Genomic DNA, 15,360 nt, shown 5'->3' on the forward strand with positions numbered 1-15,360 from the left:
AGGAGGCTCTCACTATGAGCGACACCACGATCTCCAGCGGTTGGGACGTCCTGGACGCCGCGCATGAAGCGCTGCGCACGGCGGTCCGCGCCGTCCCGGCCGACGGCTGGGACCTGCCCACGCCCTGCGCGGGCTGGACCGTCGCCCAGGTCTTCCAGCACGCCGTCGGCGACCAGATCGGCTTCGCCGCCGCCCTGACCGGCGAGCCCGGCCCCGACTTCAATCCGTTCGACCCGTCGGGCGTGCTGGAGGGCGTGGACCCGCAGGCGTTCATGGAGGCCGCCCTGGCGCGCACCGCCAAGGCGTGGGCCGGCGTCGACCGCGACGCCGCCGAAGTGCCCACGCCGGTGCCGCCGCACAAGATGTCCCCGTGGTCCGGCTCGGCGGCGTGCGCTCTGGACGCCGCCGTCCACGCCTGGGACATCGCCCTGGCGACGGGCCGGCCCTCGCCGCTCACGCCGGAGCTGGCCCGCCCCCTCCTCAAGGTCGCCAGGGAGATCGTGGAGCCGCTGCGCGCCTGGGGCGCGTACGCCGCCGCCCTGGCCCCCGAGCAGGGCGACGACGACGTGGCGGCCCTCCTGCGCTACCTCGGCCGCGACCCCTACTGGAGCGCTGCTTAGGAGAACTTGGTCTTCGGCCGCTCCTGCAGCTCGCCGTCCACGTAGATGTCGAGCTTCTCGTTGTAGAACGCGATCAGCCCGGCGACCCGCTCGCTCTCCGGCAGCGGCGTCCGGTACGACCAGGCCAGGTCCTTCGCGCCGTTGACCGACCAGTACTCGGCCGTCCCCTTGTACGGGCAGTGGGTGACGGTGTCGGTGTGCTCGAGCAGGTCGAGCCGTACGTCGGTCTTCGGCAGGTAGTAGCGGGCGGGCAGCCCCGTCTCGAAGAGGATGCGCGCGCCGCGGGAGTCGGCCACGGTGACACCGTCGACCTCCACCCGCACGTGCCGCGAACTGGGCAGGATGTCCACCCGCGTGTACGGGTCGCGCGGGTGGAAGTAGACCTGCTCGTCCTCCTCGAACCAGGCGTCCATGGCGTCCCACTCGAACCGCACATGGCCCCGGATCTCCTCCAGCGGCGAGTCCGGGTATGCCAGCGCCGCCTCGGTGGCCTCCGCCGTACCGGAGGTGACGGTGTAGACGACGGCCTCACCCCTGCTCGGGGAGTGTTTGGTGGTCCCGGTCGACTTGAGCGCGGCCTCGTCCACGTCCGCGAGCGGGAAGTAGTAGGTGGGGTAGTACGGGACTTCCCACACCAGGAGGGCGGAGGTGGTGTCGGCCACCACCCGGCCGCCCAGATAGGTCCTCACGCGCTTGGCCGTCCGCTCGACGCGTACCCGGCCACGGTTCCCAGCTTCCATGAACGCGGCAACCCCGCCGGCCACGCGCCTATTCCAGCCCGGGAAACGCTCTTGGACCAGGCCACGCCCTATCCCAGCCCGAACGCCGCCAGCGTCGCCCACGTCGTCGCCGTGCCGACCACCGCGCCCGCCGTGACCTGCGTCCAGCTGTGGTGCGCGAGCCGCACTCTGGCCCAGCACACCAGCCCCACGACGGCGCCTCCGGCGATCGCGGTCGGCAGGGCGGGCAGCACGTGGGCGAGCACCACGACGGTCCCCGCGGACACGGCGGCGTGAAAGGAGATCTTCCACCGCAACGTGATCGGCACCGTCACCCCGAGCGCCGCCAGCATCGCGGTGACGGTCGCCACCAGCAACGTCGGCGCCCCCATGACGACGAGCAACGCCAACGCCACCAGCACGGCCGCCACGGCGGCCAGCAACGGACCGGTCCGCCGCGCCCGATCCACGATGTGATGCGAATCCAGCTGCCCGGACCGCACCCCGAGCGCGATCACCGTCGCCGGCACACCACCGCAGAACGCCGATGCCACCAGCCCCCACGCCGCGCCACGCCACCCTTGCGCGAGCAGCCCGACGACGGGCGGCATGAGGATCACCAGCACCTGCGGCGCCAGCAGGTTGGTCACCCGTTTCGCCACGATGTCGGCAGTCATGGCACGAAAGATTAGCGTGATCAGAAAAGAGTCAGCGGCTCGTCATCGTCCATCGGCTCGGGCAGGGGTTCGAGCTGCGGCAGGCGGGCGCGTACGTCGTCGTGGAAACGGCGGGCGAGCGTCAGCGCGTCGGCGTTGTCAGGGGTGTGGATGAAGACCGTCGGGGAGCGGCCTTCCCGCAGCCATGCGCAGACCGTGTCCAGCCAGGGCCGCCAGCCCTCCACCGTACGGTCGGTGGCGTCCCGGCCGAGGTAGCGGACAATCGGCCGGTCCGTCAGCGCCCTGGACCGGCGGGGCACCCGCGGCTTCTTGGTCCACGCGTCCCGCTCGGCGTCGCTGGTCGGCGGGGCGGCGAAGAGCGTGGTGGTGTCGAACGGGACCCATTCGGCGTCGACGGCGGCCAGGACGCGCTCCAGCAGCCGTTCCGAGCGCTCGTCCTCGAAGAACGCCCGGTGGCGGACCTCCACCGCGTACCGGTAGGACCGTGGGAGGCGGTGGAGGAAGGCCGCCAGCGTGCCGAGGTCCGCGGGGCCGAACGAGCCCGGCAGTTGCACCCACAGGGCATGCGTACGCGGCCCGAGCGGCTCCATGGCCTCCAGGAACGCGCGCAGCTGGTCATCGGCGCCGGTCAGGCGGTGCTCGTGAGTGATGGGCTTGGGGAGTTTGCTGACGAAGCGGAAGTCCGGGCCGGTCTGGGCGGCCCATGACTCCACGGTCGCCCTGGTCGGCGTCGCGTAGAACGTCGTGTTGCCCTCCACCGCGTTGCACCAGGTCGCATACGCGCGCAGGCGCTCACCGGGCGGGAGCGGGCCGGGCAGGAACCGGCCCTGCCACGCCGCATGCGTCCACATCGCGCATCCCACATGAAGCCGCATGAACGTGACGTTATCGGAGCTCCGTCGCGCGGGTAGGCGGTGTGGTGGCCGTAAGGTGGGCCTCATGGGCATGGTCGGGACGGTCGGGCTGGTGCTGCACCCGCAGCGCGACTCCAAGAAGGCGATAGACACCATCCTGCGCTGGGCGGCGGGCAAGGGTGCCACGGTGCTGGGGCTGCCCGAGGAGGTGGGGCGGATCGACTGCACCGCCGTGGCCGTGGACTCCGACACTCTCGTCGAGCGGGCCGACCTGCTGGTCGGGCTCGGCGGGGACGGGACGATGCTGCGCACCATGCGGCTGCTCGCCGGGCGGCCGACGCCCATCCTGGGGGTCAACCTGGGGCGCCTCGGGTTCCTCGCGGAAATCGACGTGGACGAGCTGGCGGACACGCTGTCGGCCATCGACGGGCACCGCTACACGATCGAGTCGCGGATGGCGATCAGGAGCAGGGTCTTGGACGTGGACGTGACCGCGTTCAACGACATCGCGCTGGTGCGGATCCCGGGGGAAGGTCTGGCGGCGGTGTCCGTCACCCCGGCGGGCAGCGATTTCGTGCGGTACGCCGCGGACGCGGTGATCGTGGCGACCTCCACCGGCTCGACCGCCTACAGCTTCTCCGCCGGAGGACCCATCGTGTCGCCCCGGGTGGAGGCCGTCCTGGTCGTGCCGGCCGCGGCGCACTCGGCGTTCAACCGGGCCCTGGTGCTGCCCGCGGACGAGGACGTCACGCTGGAGGTGCTGCCCAGCAGCGGGCGGCTGGCGGTCGAGGTGGACGGGGCCGTGGTCAGGCACCTGTGCCCCGGCGACCAGATCACGGTGAGCGCGTGGCCGGGAGCGGCCAAGGTGGTCCGGGTCGGCACCACGTTCTACGAACGGGCGCGGCGTAAGCTGCGCGTGGACGGCAGCACCGAAGCCTACGCCTAGGCAGGCCCGCCCCCCGGCGATGTCCCGGCCGGCGGCGATGTCGCTAGGCGCCGGTCCTGCGGCGATGACGTGCGGGCAGCGGCCGGTCGGCCACATCGCCGCCTTGCCGGGCGCGCTCAGCGGGACGCGTGGCGGGACCGGCGGGATGCCCGGGCGGGCCCTCTGGAGAGCCGGGGCGGAGCCCGGCCGGGGTGAAGAAGCCGCCTTCCGGGACGGGGGTGTCGCGGGGACGCTCCGGTCCACTCTCGCGGCGATTGTCTGGGTCTGAGAAGAAGTCGTCCCGATCGTCGTCGTCCCGGCGGCCGAAGAAATCGTCGTCCGCGTCGCCGTCCCTGCGGCTGAAGAAGTCCTCGGGCTCGTCTGCGCTGCCGGAAGGCCTGTCCCGTCGGCTGGGGAGGCGTTCCTGGCGGCTGGAAGACTCCTCGCGCCTGTCACCGCGGGAATCCGGCGTGGCGTGGCGGGAGGCGATCAGGGCCGCGAGGGCGGTGGTGATGGGGACGGCCGAGATGAGGCCGAGCGTGCCGACCACACTGCGGACGATCTCCTGCGTGATCACCGGCGTCGTCAGCACGTCCCCCAAGGGCTGCGAGCCGATGCTGAACAGCAGCAGCAACGGCAGCGACGCCCCCGCGTACGCCAGGATGATCGTGTTGATCACCGACGCGATGTGCGCCCGCCCGATGCGGCCGGCCGCCCGGTAGAGGCGCGTGAACCCGTAGGAGGGGTTGGCCTGCGCCAGCTCGGCCACCGTCACCGCCTGCGTGACCGTGACGTCGTCGAGCACCCCCAGCGCGCCGATGATGATCCCGGCCAGCAGCAGCCCCTGCGTGTCGATCGACACGCTCATGCCCAGCATCAGCGAGCTGTCGTCGGTGATGCCGTTGAGCTTGGCGAACCCCAGCGCCCCGTACGACAACGCGCCGGTCAGCGCCAGGCTGGCGAGCGTGCCCAGCACGGCCACCGAGGTGGAGGGCGAGAAGCCGTGCGTCAGGTAGAGCACGATCAGCATGATCGCCGCCGACCCGACGATGGCCACCAGCATGGGCGGCCGGCCCTCGAGGATGCCGGGGATGACGAACGTCAGCAGGAACACGAACGTGACCGCCAGTCCCACGAGCGCGGTGACGCCGCGCCAGCGGCCGAAGGCGATCACCGCCAGCGCGAACGCCGCCCCGAACAGCCACAGCGGCAACGCCCGGTCGTGATCGGAGATCTGGTAGGCGCCGTCCGCGTCGCGCAGCAGGATCACGTCGTCGTCCGGGGCGAAATGCTGCGCCCCGGGACCGGTGGGCAGGCGGAGCGCGACGTCCTTGCCGACGTCAGGACCTTCCGCGACCTTGACGGTGGCGTTCCCGCAGGTGGCGGGGTCAGGTTTGGGCGAGCCTTCCCCGACGGCCGGGCACGGTTTGAGCGTGACGCCGGTGACCGTGCCGGTCAGCCGCTCGACACTGGACTGCGGGGGCTGGCCCGCGTCGTGCCGCCCGTCGGGCCAGAGCCACAGCAGGCCCGCCAGCGTGATGATCGCCAGCGGCGCCAGCGCGGCCAGGGTGGCCACGAGCGTGCGCCGCGAGCTGGGGACGGCGGTGCCGTGCGCGTGATTGGCGCCCATCGACGTGTGGATCCTCCTCGGCTGACGAATAGTGACAGTACTGCACCGCGGAGGTCAGGGTAGGCGTAAAGCATGGCATGGCTGGTCGGCACCTCGGGGTGGCAGTACAAGGACTGGCGGGGGGTGCTGTACCCGGCGGGAGTGCCGCAGCGGCTCTGGCTGGAGGCGTACGCGCGGGAGTTCCCGACGGTGGAGAGCAACAACGCCTTCTACCGGCTGCCGAGGCCGGAGACGTTCGCCGCCTGGCGGGAGCGCACGCCGGACGGGTTCCTGATCGCGGTCAAGGCCAGCAGGTTCCTCACCCACATCAAGCGGCTGGACGATCCGGAGGAGCCGGTCCAGCGGCTGATGGGCGCCGCCGCGGCGCTGAAGGAGAAACTCGGCCCGATCCTGCTGCAACTGCCGCCGACGCTCAGGGCCGAGCCCGGCAGGCTCGACAGGTGCCTGGCGTGCTTCCCGCGCGACGTGCGGGTGGCCGTGGAGCCGCGGCACGACTCCTGGTGGACCGACGAGGTACGCGACGTCCTGTCCGCCCACGGCGCCGCCCTGTGCTGGGCGGACCGGCTCGGCAGGCCGCAGAACCCGTTCTGGCGCACCGCAGGCTGGGGCTACGTGCGCATGCACCAGGGCCGGGCCGGCGTCGAGTACGGCGAAACCTCGCTGCGGACCTGGGCCGAACGGGTGCGGGAGGCCGGCTGGGATGACGTCTACGTGTACTTCAACAACGACCTGGGAGGGGCGGCGGTGCGGAACGCACGGCGATTTGCCAGACTCGCCTAGTGCACACGCGTCTGTATAGGAACGGCGTCCTCGAGAAGGAAGGGTTCCCCATCGAGGAGGTCTCCGACTATGTAGAGGATCCCGACAACCTCGTCTGGTTCGACCTGTGCTCGCCGTCCCCCGAGGACCTCGGCATGATCGGGGAGGAGCTGGGGCTGCACGAGCTGGCGGTCGAGGACGTGCTGTCCGACCATCAGCGGCCGAAGGTCGACGTTTACGACAACCACCTGTTCATCACCGCTTACCACGTGCACTTCGACGACGACCGGCTGGACCCCGTCGAGGTGAACGTCTTCGTCACCGCCAACGCCCTGGTGACCGTCCGCGAGAGCGACCACTTCGACATCCGTGAAGTCGTCAAGCGCTGGGACGCCAATGCCCGCCTGGCCGGGCACGGGGTGGGCTTCCTGCTGCACGGCCTGCTGGACTACATCGTCGACGCCCAGTTCGACCTCGTCCAGGACCTCGACGGGCAGGCCGAGGCGCTGGAGGAGTCGCTGTTCGAGGACGAGGTGCGCGACGCCAGGCAGCTGCAGCACGAGATGTACGTGCTGCGCAAGAACACCGCCAGGCTCCGCAAGATCACTTTACCGATGCGCGAGGTGCTCGGCACCCTGCTCCGCCGCGACCAGGCGCTCGTCGCCGACCCGGTGATGGTCCCGTACTACCAGGACGTCTACGACCACGTGCTGCGCGTGACCGAGTGGCTGGAGTCGATCCGCGACATGATCGCGAACGTCCGCGAGACCCGCCTCGCCCAGCAGGGCTTCCGGCTCAACGAGATCATGAAGCGGGTCACCAGCTGGGCCGCGATCATCGCGGTGCCCACCATGATCACTGGTTTCTACGGCCAGAACGTGCCCTATCCGGGCTCCGGTGAGCCCTGGGGCTTCTGGATGTCCACGGTCCTGGTGGCGGTGGCGTCGGTGGCGCTCTACTCGGCGTTCAAGAAGAGGGACTGGTTGTGAGGTGCGATGGGCCGCCGAACATGGCCCCATCGTAGGGCGGGCGGCAGGGCTCGCCCCTGACCTCGAGCGTCTGCTCCACCGTCAGTCGTACCTCGGCCGCCCCGGCATCCGGGAAGAGCGGCAGGCAGCGGCCGCCGGCCAGCAGAGTGCGGCGGCCGATCGACGTGGTCAGCAGCGACAGCTCCGCATACGTGGCCGGCTCGGCCAGGCGCACCATCCAGGCGCCCGTCCGCGTCCGGCTGCGGGCGCCCTCCAGCGCGTAGTAGTCGAGGACGCTCTCGTTCTCCGAGACGACCGCCCGCATGGTGAAACGACGGCCCTCGACCGTGAACACTTCCGCCGCCGGCGCCTTGTAGATCGAATGCACGTACCCGATCTGGAAGCCGCCGGAGACGGGCAGGCCGTTCACGGTGAGGCGCCCGACGCCGCCGCCGGAGCCGAGCGCCATCACCGCCGCGATCGCCAGTAGCAGCCTGATCAGGCCTTTTCCTTGAAGTAGCGGGCCGCGCCCGGGTGCAGCTCGACCGGGGCCACCTCCTGGCCGAGCTTCAGGTCGAGCTTCTTGGCCTCCGGGTGCACGGCCGACAGCTCCGTCTTCTTCTCGAAGAGGGTCTTGGTGATGTCGTACGCGAGCTGCTCGCTCATCTTGTCGGGCACCAGCAGCACGTTGCCGATGCCGACGGTCTTCAGCGTGCCGTCCAGCTTGTAGACGGACATGTCGACGTCGAGGGAGACGTACTGCTGCCCGTACGTCGACTGCATCTTCGTCAGCACGTCGGACGTGTCGAGCATCTTCATGTCCGGCTTGCTCGTGGCGAGGTCGGTGATGCCGGCGGTGGGCAGGCCGCCGACCCAGAAGAACGCGTCGATCGTGCCGTCCTTGGCGGCCTGCACCGACTCGTTGATCGACAGCTGCTGCTTGGTGACGTCGGTGTCGGGGTTCAGACCGGCCGCCTCCAGCATGCGCCGGGCCACCACCTGGGTGCCGGAGTTGGCCGGGCCGAGCGAGACGCGCTTGCCCTTGAGGTCGGCCACGGTGGTCGCCTCGACGCCGGGGGCGACCACGACGTGCGCGTAGTTGTCGTAGATGCGGGCGATGGCCTTGATCGGCTGCTTGGCGGTGAAGGTGTCCTTGCCGTTGACCGCGTCGGCCGCCGTGTCGATCTGGGAGAAGCCGATGTCGGCCTTGCCGCCGGCCAGCAGCTTGATGTTCTCGACCGAGGCCGAGGTGACCGACGCGGTGGCCTGGGTGTTGGCGATGCTCGCCGACAGCTGCTTGGCCAGGCCGCCGCCGTAGACGTAGTAGACGCCCGTCGTGCCGCCGGTGGCGATCGACAGCCGGTTGCCCGATCCTCCGGCGCCTCCGCCGCCGCAGCCCGCCACGGTCAGGACGGCTGCGGCGACTATCGCAATGGTCCGCTTCACGATGGGTTCCTTCTCCTTCTTCTGACGAGATGCACGCCGGCGGCCACGGCCAGCACGGCCAGGCCCGCGGCGATGGGGACGGGCTCGAGGAACAGCAGCAGCACCGCGGCCACCGCCGCCAGCAGCCGCTCGGGCACGCCGGTCAGGCCGCCCGTGGCCATGGCGAGCGCGGCCACCGCTACCGCCGACACCGCGGCCATCAGCAGCACGGTCCCGATCGGCCCCTGCCCGAGCAGGGCCTGGCCGTTCGGCGTCAGCACGAACGCGAACGGCACCAGGAACGCGGGCAGCGTGTACCGCCAGGTCATCATCATCGTCTTGTACGTGTTGCCGCCGGTGATCGCGGCCGCCGCGACCGCCGACAGCGCGGTGGGCGGGCTCACCTCCGACAGCACCGCGTAGTAGAAGACGAACATGTACGCCTCGGCCTGGGAGACGCCGAGCGTGGTGAGCGCCGGGCCGATGATCACGGCCGCGATGATGAAGCTGGCGGTCACCGGCACGGCCAGGCCCAGCAGCATGACGGCGAGGCCGGACATGACCGTGGTGAGGATGAGGTTGCCGGCGGCGAAGTCCACGATGATCGCGCTGAGGTTGAGCCCGAGGCCGGTCTGGGTGATGACGCCGACGATGATGCCCGCCGCCGCGCACACGGCCGTCACGGGCAGCACCTCCAGCGTGCCCTTCGCCAGCGCCTGTCCGACGCGCTTGGGCGTCATCCGGTGCCGGGGGTCGAGGAACGACAGCGCGAACGCCACGGCCGTGGCGATCACCACGGACTGGAACGCCGACCGGTCCAGCGCCATCAGCACGATGATGAGGATGAGCGAGCTGAAGTGGTAGCCGAAGCGCAGCAGCAGCTTGCCCGCCTTGGGCGCGTCCACCGGCACGGCGTGGGTGCCGAAGCGGCGCGAGTCGACCTCGATGGCCAGGAAGATACCCAGGTAGTACAGGATCGTGGGGATCGTCGCGTACAGGAGCACCTCGAGGTAGCTGACCCTGAGGTATTCGGCGATGATGAACGCCGCGGCGCCCAGCGTGGGCGGCGACAGGATGGCGCCGATGCCGCCGGCCGCCAGGATGCCGCCGGCCGGCTCCTTCGGGTAGCCGGCCCGGCGCAGCACCGGCCAGGCCACGCTGCCGAGGCTGACCGTGGTCGCCACGCCCGAGCCGGAGACCGTGCCGAGCAGGAAGCCGGCCGTGGTGACGGTGCGGCCCGGGGCGGAGCGGGAGTTGCGGAAGGCGGCGAAGCTCAGGTCGATGAAGAAGCGGCTCGCCCCCGAGAAGTCGAGCACGGCGCCGTAGATCGTGAAGAGGACGATGTAGCTGGCGGCCACCTGCATCGGCACGCCGAAGAAGCCTTCGGTGCCGGTGTAGAGCTGCGAGACGATCTGGGCGAGGTCGAAACCGCGATGCCCGATCGTCCAGTCAATCGGCAGATATGCCCCGTAGTAGGCATAAATCAGGAAAATGAGGCAGATGATGGTCAGGGCCCAGCCGACGGTCCGCCGTACCGCCTCCAGCAGCAGCACCGTCAGCGCCAGCCCCGCCACGATGTCGAGGCCCGTCAGCGCCGCGCCCGATCCCCGGTCGCGGAACGCGTCGATGTCGGCCAGCGGATAGACCAGGACCGCCAGCGCGGCGGCGGCCAGCAGCCAGTCGGCCACAGTGGGCCGCTCGGTCCTGGCCCCGGCCGGTGGGCCGGCCTCGTCGGCGGCGGCGACCATGGCGGGTTCGCGGCGCAGCCTGCTCACCCACGACGACAGCCCCGAGCGGTAACACAGGAACACCAGCGGCAACGCCACCGCCAGGAATGTCATCCGATGTTCGAGCGCCTCGACCGGCCGGAACACCACCACCAGCGAGTAGACCGACAACAACCCGCCCACGATCCACACGCCGAGGCGGAGCGCCCCGCCCAGGTGTCGCGCCGGGCGCTCCTGCTCGTGGGCGGAGACCAGCTCGGCCTCACGATCGCTCAGCTCGGTCACGACGTCCTCCCCGACACGCGTTGCAGGGACTTTACGAGCCCTTTACGTGATCAGGGAAGACTCCGTTACCTTATTGATTTCCGCCCGTCAGACGAACGGTCGCGAATCCGCGGCCAAACGCTCAAGGGGCACCTCGCCCATCTGGCTCCCGTCGCGCCGCCGTACCGCCGCCTGCCCGCTCGCCACCTCGCGCGGCCCCACCACGAGCTGGTACGGCACCAGCCGGTGCGCCCGGATCCTGGCCCCGAGGCTGCCCCGGTCGGCGGGCGCGAGCTCGGCTCGCAGCCCCGCGGCCAGGCAGCGCCGCAGCAGGTCTTCGGCGGCCGGCAGCTCGGCGTCCGACAGCGGCAGCACCACCGCCTGCACGGGTGCCAGCCACGCGGGGAACGCGCCGCCGTGCACCTCGATGAGGTGCGCGACCAGGCGTTCGAGGCCGCCGACGACGCTGCGGTGCACCATGGCGGGCCGATGTCCGCCGACGTAGCGCAGGTCGAAACGCCCGGGCATGTACTGGTCCACCTGAACGGTGGACAGGGTGTTCTCGCGTCCGGCCGGGTCGGCGATCTGGATGTCGATCTTCGGCCCGTAGAAGGCGCCCTCACCGCGCTCCTCGTCGTAGGCCTGGCCGCGTTCCTTGAGCACCTCGCGCAGGATCGCCTCGGAGGCCGCCCACATCTCCGGGTCGTCGACGTACTTGCCGCCGTCGCCGCGCAGCGACAGCCGGTAGCGTGCGGCCCGGATGCCGAGCTGGACGTGCGCGGCCTCGATCAGGTCGAGCGCGGCCGACACCTCGGCGGCGGCCTGCTCCGGTGGGCAGAACACATGGCCGTCGTTGAGCTGGATGGACCGGACCCTGGTCAGGCCGCCGAGGACGCCGGACAGCTCCGAGCGGTACTGGCCGCCCAGCTCGGCCAGGCGCAGCGGCAGCTCGCGATGACTTCGCTGCCGCGAGCGGTAGATGAGCGCGTGGTGCGGGCACAGGCTGGGGCGCAGCACGAACTCCTCGCCGCCCACGTTCATGGGCGGGAACATGTCGTCGGCGTAGTGCGCCCAGTGGCCGGAGCGCTCATACAGCTCGCGTTTGCCCAGCACGGGCGAGTTGACGTGCAGGTAGCCGTGGCGGCGCTCCAGCTCGTGGACGTAGTCCTCGATGGCCTTGCGCATCGCCGCGCCGGCGGGCAGCCAGAAGGGCAGGCCGGCGCCGATCATCGGGTCGGTGTCGAAGATGCCCAGCTCACGGCCGAGCTTGCGGTGGTCGTTCATGATGATCCTTTCCAAGGAAAGGGCGAACGACCAGCTCCCGGGCGTTCGCCCGGGAAGCATGGAGTCAGCGCGCCGGGACGGGGTCCGGCGTCGTCGTGGCGAAGACAAAGGCGCGCTGCATGTCCATCACGGTAACATCCCGACGCTTGTGAAAAAAAGTTTCAAGAAGACCTCAAGGATTGGCAAATGATATAAAGGACGCCGTGGCCGAGATCACCCTGGACGTCCGCCAGTTACAGGCGTTCGCCGAGGTCGGCTACCAGGTGGCGGGCGGCGGCGACGCGCACGCGGCGATGGCCGCGCTGCGCCGGGTTGTCCCCCTCGACGCGTATGAGTTCGTCGCGTTCGACCCCGCCACCGGGCGGCACCACAGCGTCGTCTCCGACGGGCACCGGCGCATCGACCGGGACGCCGCCGAGGAATACGCCGGGCTGGCGGCGTACCGCAGGGCCCTGGCCACCCGCGCGCCCGTGTGCATGCCGGAGCCGGACACCGAGCGTTACTTCCGCCGCCACCTGGCCCCTTACGGCTGGCGGGCCGGCCTGACCGCGCCGCTGTTCCTGCGCGAGGGCCGCTACACGGGGCTGCTCCACCTCGCCTCCAGGCAGGCCTTTCCCTACCTCACCGGGGCCCTCGTGGCGGCGGTGAGCCCGATGCTGGCGCACGTCACCGACCTGACCCGGTGCGTGATCGACCCGGTGGGGCTGCCGCCCGACTTCCGCGCGGTCGCCTTCGACCGGCTCGGGGCCCGCCGCGAGGTCCCCGGGCGCGACATGTCGGCCGCGTTATGGGACGAACCGGCGATGGCCGCGTACGCCAGGGCGTTCATCGACTCGCGCGAGCTGAGCAGGCACGGCCTCTGGCTGGACGGCGACGGGCGCTGGCACGAGCTGCGGCTGCTCAGGGCGGGGGTCGGGTTCCAAGGGTCGCTGCAGGGCGCGGTCGCCGCCGAGCGGATGTGCGCGTTGCCGTACGAGCTGACCGGCCGGGAGGTGGACGTCCTCACGCGGGTCGCGGCCGGCGACTCCAACCCCCAGATCGCCGCCGCGCTCGTGCTCAGCGTCCGCACGGTCACCACCCACCTGGAGCACATCTTCGCCAAGCTGGGCTGCGACAGCCGCACGCGCCTCACCACCAAGGCCCTCGCCGAGGGCCTGTGCCGCCTGGACGTCTAAGCGGGCACCCCGGCGGGCATCCTGGCCTGCAGCAGTTCGAACCACACCGTCGTCGACCCGGCCTCCCGCGTGAACCCCCAGCGGTGGCTGATCGCCTCGATCAGCGGCAGGCCGCGCCCGCTGGTGGCCTGCGTGCTGGTACGGCACACGCACGGCGGCCCGTCCGAGCCCGCGTCCGACACGCAGACCCGCACCGCCGAGTCCGAGTGGGTCACGGCCACCGTGAACGAGCCGCCCGCGCCGGACCTGGTGTGCAGGATCGCATTCGTGGCCAGCTCACTGGTGAGCAGCACCACATCGTCATAGAGCGGATGATCGCGCCCGAGCGCGGCCGTCACGATCCCCCTGGCCCGGGACACCTGGGACGGAATCCCCGGCAACCGGACCATGAGATCGCGCGAGCCGAGCGGATCACCCCCGTTGGCACGGTGCAAGTCCGGTGCCACGGCGACCTCCCCCATAGTCGGGCCCCTAACCTCAGGCTGCGTCATGGGACGCGCTGGTGGCGGCCGGGAGGCCATTGCGAAAAGGTAGGAATGCCCTTTCCCAAGGTCGCCTGCACGACCGCCTGCGCCGACCGAGTACGCTGCGATCGACGAGTCGTCTAGGCCCGTGGGGAGCCGTCGTCGAGGCCCGTGGGGAAGCGGAGGAGGTCGCGTGAGCAGCCTGGAGGCCGTCTGGGTGCAGCCGTATGACCGGCCGGGGGCGGCGGTCGTGACCGGAGTCTTCGACATCCTGCACGTGGGACACGTGCGTTACCTGGGCGCGGTGGCGGCCCGCGGCCTGCCACTGGTCGTCGGCGTCGAGGACGACCCGCGGGTGCGCGCCTGGAAGGGTCCGAGCCGCCCGTTCAACCCGTCGGCGGAGCGCGCCGAGGTCCTGGCCGCCCTCCGCTTCGTCACCGGCGTCTTCATCGTGACCGGTCCGTCCGACGCCCACGGCCCCGAGGACTACATCGACCTCCTCGCCCCGATGCGACCCGCCGCCCTGGCACACACCGCCGGCGACCCGCACGCGGGCGCCCGCGCGGCCGCGGCGGCGATCCTGGGGGCCGAGTGCTGGGAGATGGAGGCCATCCCGGGCCGCTCCACGACCCGCATCGTGAACGCCGCCGGCAAAGGCTGAGCGTTCTCCGTATTCGTCCACAGAACAGAACAAGCTTCCAGGGCACCATGGGGACGCCGCTCAGCCGGTGAGACCTTTCCTCATGCGTGAAGGAGCACACGTGGTGACCCATCCCTTGGCAGCGACGACACACGACGCGACCCTCGGCGACATCCACGCCGCGGCCCTGGAGTCGTTGCCGCTCGACGTGCACGACTATCTCGAGGGCGGCGCCGGCGAGGAGTGGACGTTACGCAGGAACCGGGAGGCGTTCGCCGAATGGGGCTTCGTACCCCGGCTCATGAGCGGACGGCCGACCCCCGATCTCCGGACGGTCTTCATGGGCGTGCCACTCCGCATGCCGATCCTGACCGGTCCGTTCGGCGTCGACACCCTGTTCCATCCGGAAGGCCAGAAGGCCGTCGCCCGCGCCGCCGCCCGATCGGGCATCTCAGGGATGGCCCCCGAAGCGGGCTCGTACTCCTACGCCGAGGTACGCCGTGCGGCCCCCGACGGCATGGCCTTCGGGCAACTCCACCCCGTCGGTTCGGAGGACGCCTTCATCCGCCGCCTGGCGCACTTCGAGGACTGCGGCTTCCGCGCGCTCGTGGTCACGTGCGACACACCGACGGCCGGCTGGCGGGAACGCAACCGCCGCAACGGTTACACCCCTCCGCACGCCGTCACCGGCGGCAACTTCACCGGCGGCGAAGGCACGGGCGACGCCTTCGCCGACCTCTTCGGCGGCTCCGGCCCCGCCTGGACCTGGGAGAAGCTGGCCCGCCTCATGAGCGGGACGAGCCTGCCCTGGATGGCCAAGGGCATCACCACCGTCCCCGACGCCGAGGCCGCCATCGCCGCGGGAGCGAGCGCCATCGGTGTGTCCAACCATGGAGGCCGCCAGCTCGACGGCCTCCCGGCAGCGCTTGACGTACTCCCCGAGATCGCCGACGCGGTGGGCGGCCGCGCGCAGATCGCCTTCGACAGCGGGGTCCGCCGGGGGTCCGACGTGGTCAAGGCGCTCGCGCTCGGCGCGGACGTGGTCGTGCTCGGCCGCCTGGCCATCTACGGCCTGATCGCCGACGGCGAAGCCGGCGTGACGAGAGTCCTCGGCCTCCTGAGCGGGGAGATGGCGAACATCCTGACACTTCTCGGCTGCGCCGCCCTCACAGACCTCGATCGGGGCTTCCTGCGTCCCCTCCGCCAGAGCCGATGAAAGACGAGCCTGA

General features: G+C 71.0%; 16 protein-coding genes. 7 read left to right on the forward strand and 9 right to left on the reverse strand.

Annotated features, from left to right (window positions below; all coding sequences use genetic code 11):
• Positions 1-14 precede the first annotated feature (14 nt).
• Positions 15-620, forward strand: coding sequence for a TIGR03086 family metal-binding protein (locus OHA25_RS43800; RefSeq protein WP_327582804.1), 606 nt, complete (start codon positions 15-17; stop codon positions 618-620).
• Here the strand turns inward: OHA25_RS43800 and OHA25_RS43805 are convergent.
• The 3 genes from OHA25_RS43805 to OHA25_RS43815 form a co-directional block, all read right to left on the reverse strand.
• A complete protein-coding gene (locus OHA25_RS43805; protein ID WP_327582805.1) occupies positions 617-1,360 on the reverse strand; it encodes a DUF427 domain-containing protein in 744 nt (247 codons plus the stop codon). The genes OHA25_RS43800 and OHA25_RS43805 overlap by 4 nt on opposite strands.
• 68 nt (positions 1,361-1,428) lie before the next feature.
• Complete coding sequence (locus OHA25_RS43810) at positions 1,429-2,016, reverse strand: hypothetical protein (protein WP_327582806.1); 588 nt, start codon at positions 2,014-2,016, stop codon at positions 1,429-1,431.
• 20 nt (positions 2,017-2,036) lie between these two features.
• Positions 2,037-2,891, reverse strand: a complete 855-nt coding sequence (locus OHA25_RS43815; protein WP_327582807.1) for a DUF72 domain-containing protein — start codon at positions 2,889-2,891, stop codon at positions 2,037-2,039.
• 64 nt (positions 2,892-2,955) lie between these two features.
• Between OHA25_RS43815 and OHA25_RS43820 the strand changes: the two genes are divergently transcribed.
• On the forward strand, positions 2,956-3,816 hold the full coding sequence (locus OHA25_RS43820) for an NAD(+)/NADH kinase (protein ID WP_327582808.1): 861 nt from the start codon (positions 2,956-2,958) through the stop codon (positions 3,814-3,816).
• Positions 3,817-3,859: 43 nt separating this feature from the next.
• On the opposite strand, the gene OHA25_RS43825 is transcribed toward OHA25_RS43820, so the two are convergent.
• Positions 3,860-5,425: a YibE/F family protein gene (locus OHA25_RS43825; RefSeq protein WP_327582809.1), complete on the reverse strand. Its 1,566-nt coding sequence runs from the start codon at positions 5,423-5,425 to the stop codon at positions 3,860-3,862.
• Positions 5,426-5,497: 72 nt separating this feature from the next.
• Here OHA25_RS43825 and OHA25_RS43830 point away from each other — a divergent pair, with 72 nt between their 5' ends.
• Positions 5,498-6,205 (forward strand): DUF72 domain-containing protein, encoded by a 708-nt coding sequence (locus tag OHA25_RS43830; protein ID WP_327582810.1) that lies wholly within the window; start codon positions 5,498-5,500, stop codon positions 6,203-6,205.
• On the forward strand, positions 6,205-7,173 hold the full coding sequence (locus tag OHA25_RS43835) for a magnesium transporter CorA family protein (protein ID WP_327582811.1): 969 nt from the start codon (positions 6,205-6,207) through the stop codon (positions 7,171-7,173). The genes OHA25_RS43830 and OHA25_RS43835 overlap by 1 nt, the downstream gene beginning before the upstream one ends.
• On the opposite strand, the gene OHA25_RS43840 is transcribed toward OHA25_RS43835, so the two are convergent.
• The 4 genes from OHA25_RS43840 to thrS form a co-directional block, all read right to left on the reverse strand.
• The gene (locus OHA25_RS43840; RefSeq protein WP_327582812.1) at positions 7,151-7,621 is read right to left on the reverse strand and encodes a DUF1850 domain-containing protein; all 471 of its coding nucleotides are present in this window, start codon (positions 7,619-7,621) and stop codon (positions 7,151-7,153) included. The two genes, OHA25_RS43835 and OHA25_RS43840, sit on opposite strands and share 23 nt — an antisense overlap.
• A 29-nt stretch (positions 7,622-7,650) precedes the next feature.
• Positions 7,651-8,598 carry a TAXI family TRAP transporter solute-binding subunit gene (locus OHA25_RS43845; RefSeq protein ID WP_305918068.1) on the reverse strand — a complete coding sequence of 316 codons (948 nt, stop codon included), beginning with the start codon at positions 8,596-8,598 and terminating at the stop codon, positions 7,651-7,653.
• Positions 8,595-10,589, reverse strand: coding sequence for a TRAP transporter permease (locus OHA25_RS43850; protein WP_327582813.1), 1,995 nt, complete (start codon positions 10,587-10,589; stop codon positions 8,595-8,597). Before OHA25_RS43850 ends, OHA25_RS43845 begins: the two co-directional genes overlap by 4 nt.
• Positions 10,590-10,676: 87 nt before the next feature.
• On the reverse strand, positions 10,677-11,912 hold the full coding sequence (gene thrS, locus OHA25_RS43855; protein ID WP_327582814.1) for a threonine--tRNA ligase: 1,236 nt from the start codon (positions 11,910-11,912) through the stop codon (positions 10,677-10,679).
• Positions 11,913-12,055: 143 nt separating this feature from the next.
• Here thrS and OHA25_RS43860 point away from each other — a divergent pair, with 143 nt between their 5' ends.
• A complete protein-coding gene (locus OHA25_RS43860; protein ID WP_327582815.1) occupies positions 12,056-13,027 on the forward strand; it encodes a helix-turn-helix transcriptional regulator in 972 nt (323 codons plus the stop codon).
• On the opposite strand, the gene OHA25_RS43865 is transcribed toward OHA25_RS43860, so the two are convergent.
• A complete protein-coding gene (locus tag OHA25_RS43865; protein ID WP_327582816.1) occupies positions 13,024-13,473 on the reverse strand; it encodes an ATP-binding protein in 450 nt (149 codons plus the stop codon). The two genes, OHA25_RS43860 and OHA25_RS43865, sit on opposite strands and share 4 nt — an antisense overlap.
• Positions 13,474-13,684: 211 nt before the next feature.
• Between OHA25_RS43865 and OHA25_RS43870 the strand changes: the two genes are divergently transcribed.
• Together OHA25_RS43870 and OHA25_RS43875 are read left to right on the forward strand one after the other, a co-directional pair.
• Positions 13,685-14,152: an adenylyltransferase/cytidyltransferase family protein gene (locus OHA25_RS43870; protein WP_305918073.1), complete on the forward strand. Its 468-nt coding sequence runs from the start codon at positions 13,685-13,687 to the stop codon at positions 14,150-14,152.
• A 103-nt stretch (positions 14,153-14,255) separates the two neighbouring features.
• Positions 14,256-15,347 carry an alpha-hydroxy acid oxidase gene (locus OHA25_RS43875; RefSeq protein ID WP_327582817.1) on the forward strand — a complete coding sequence of 364 codons (1,092 nt, stop codon included), beginning with the start codon at positions 14,256-14,258 and terminating at the stop codon, positions 15,345-15,347.
• The last annotated feature ends 13 nt before the right edge of the window (positions 15,348-15,360 follow it).

It is taken from the genome of Nonomuraea sp. NBC_00507, assembly GCF_036013525.1.
Lineage (GTDB): Bacteria > Actinomycetota > Actinomycetes > Streptosporangiales > Streptosporangiaceae > Nonomuraea.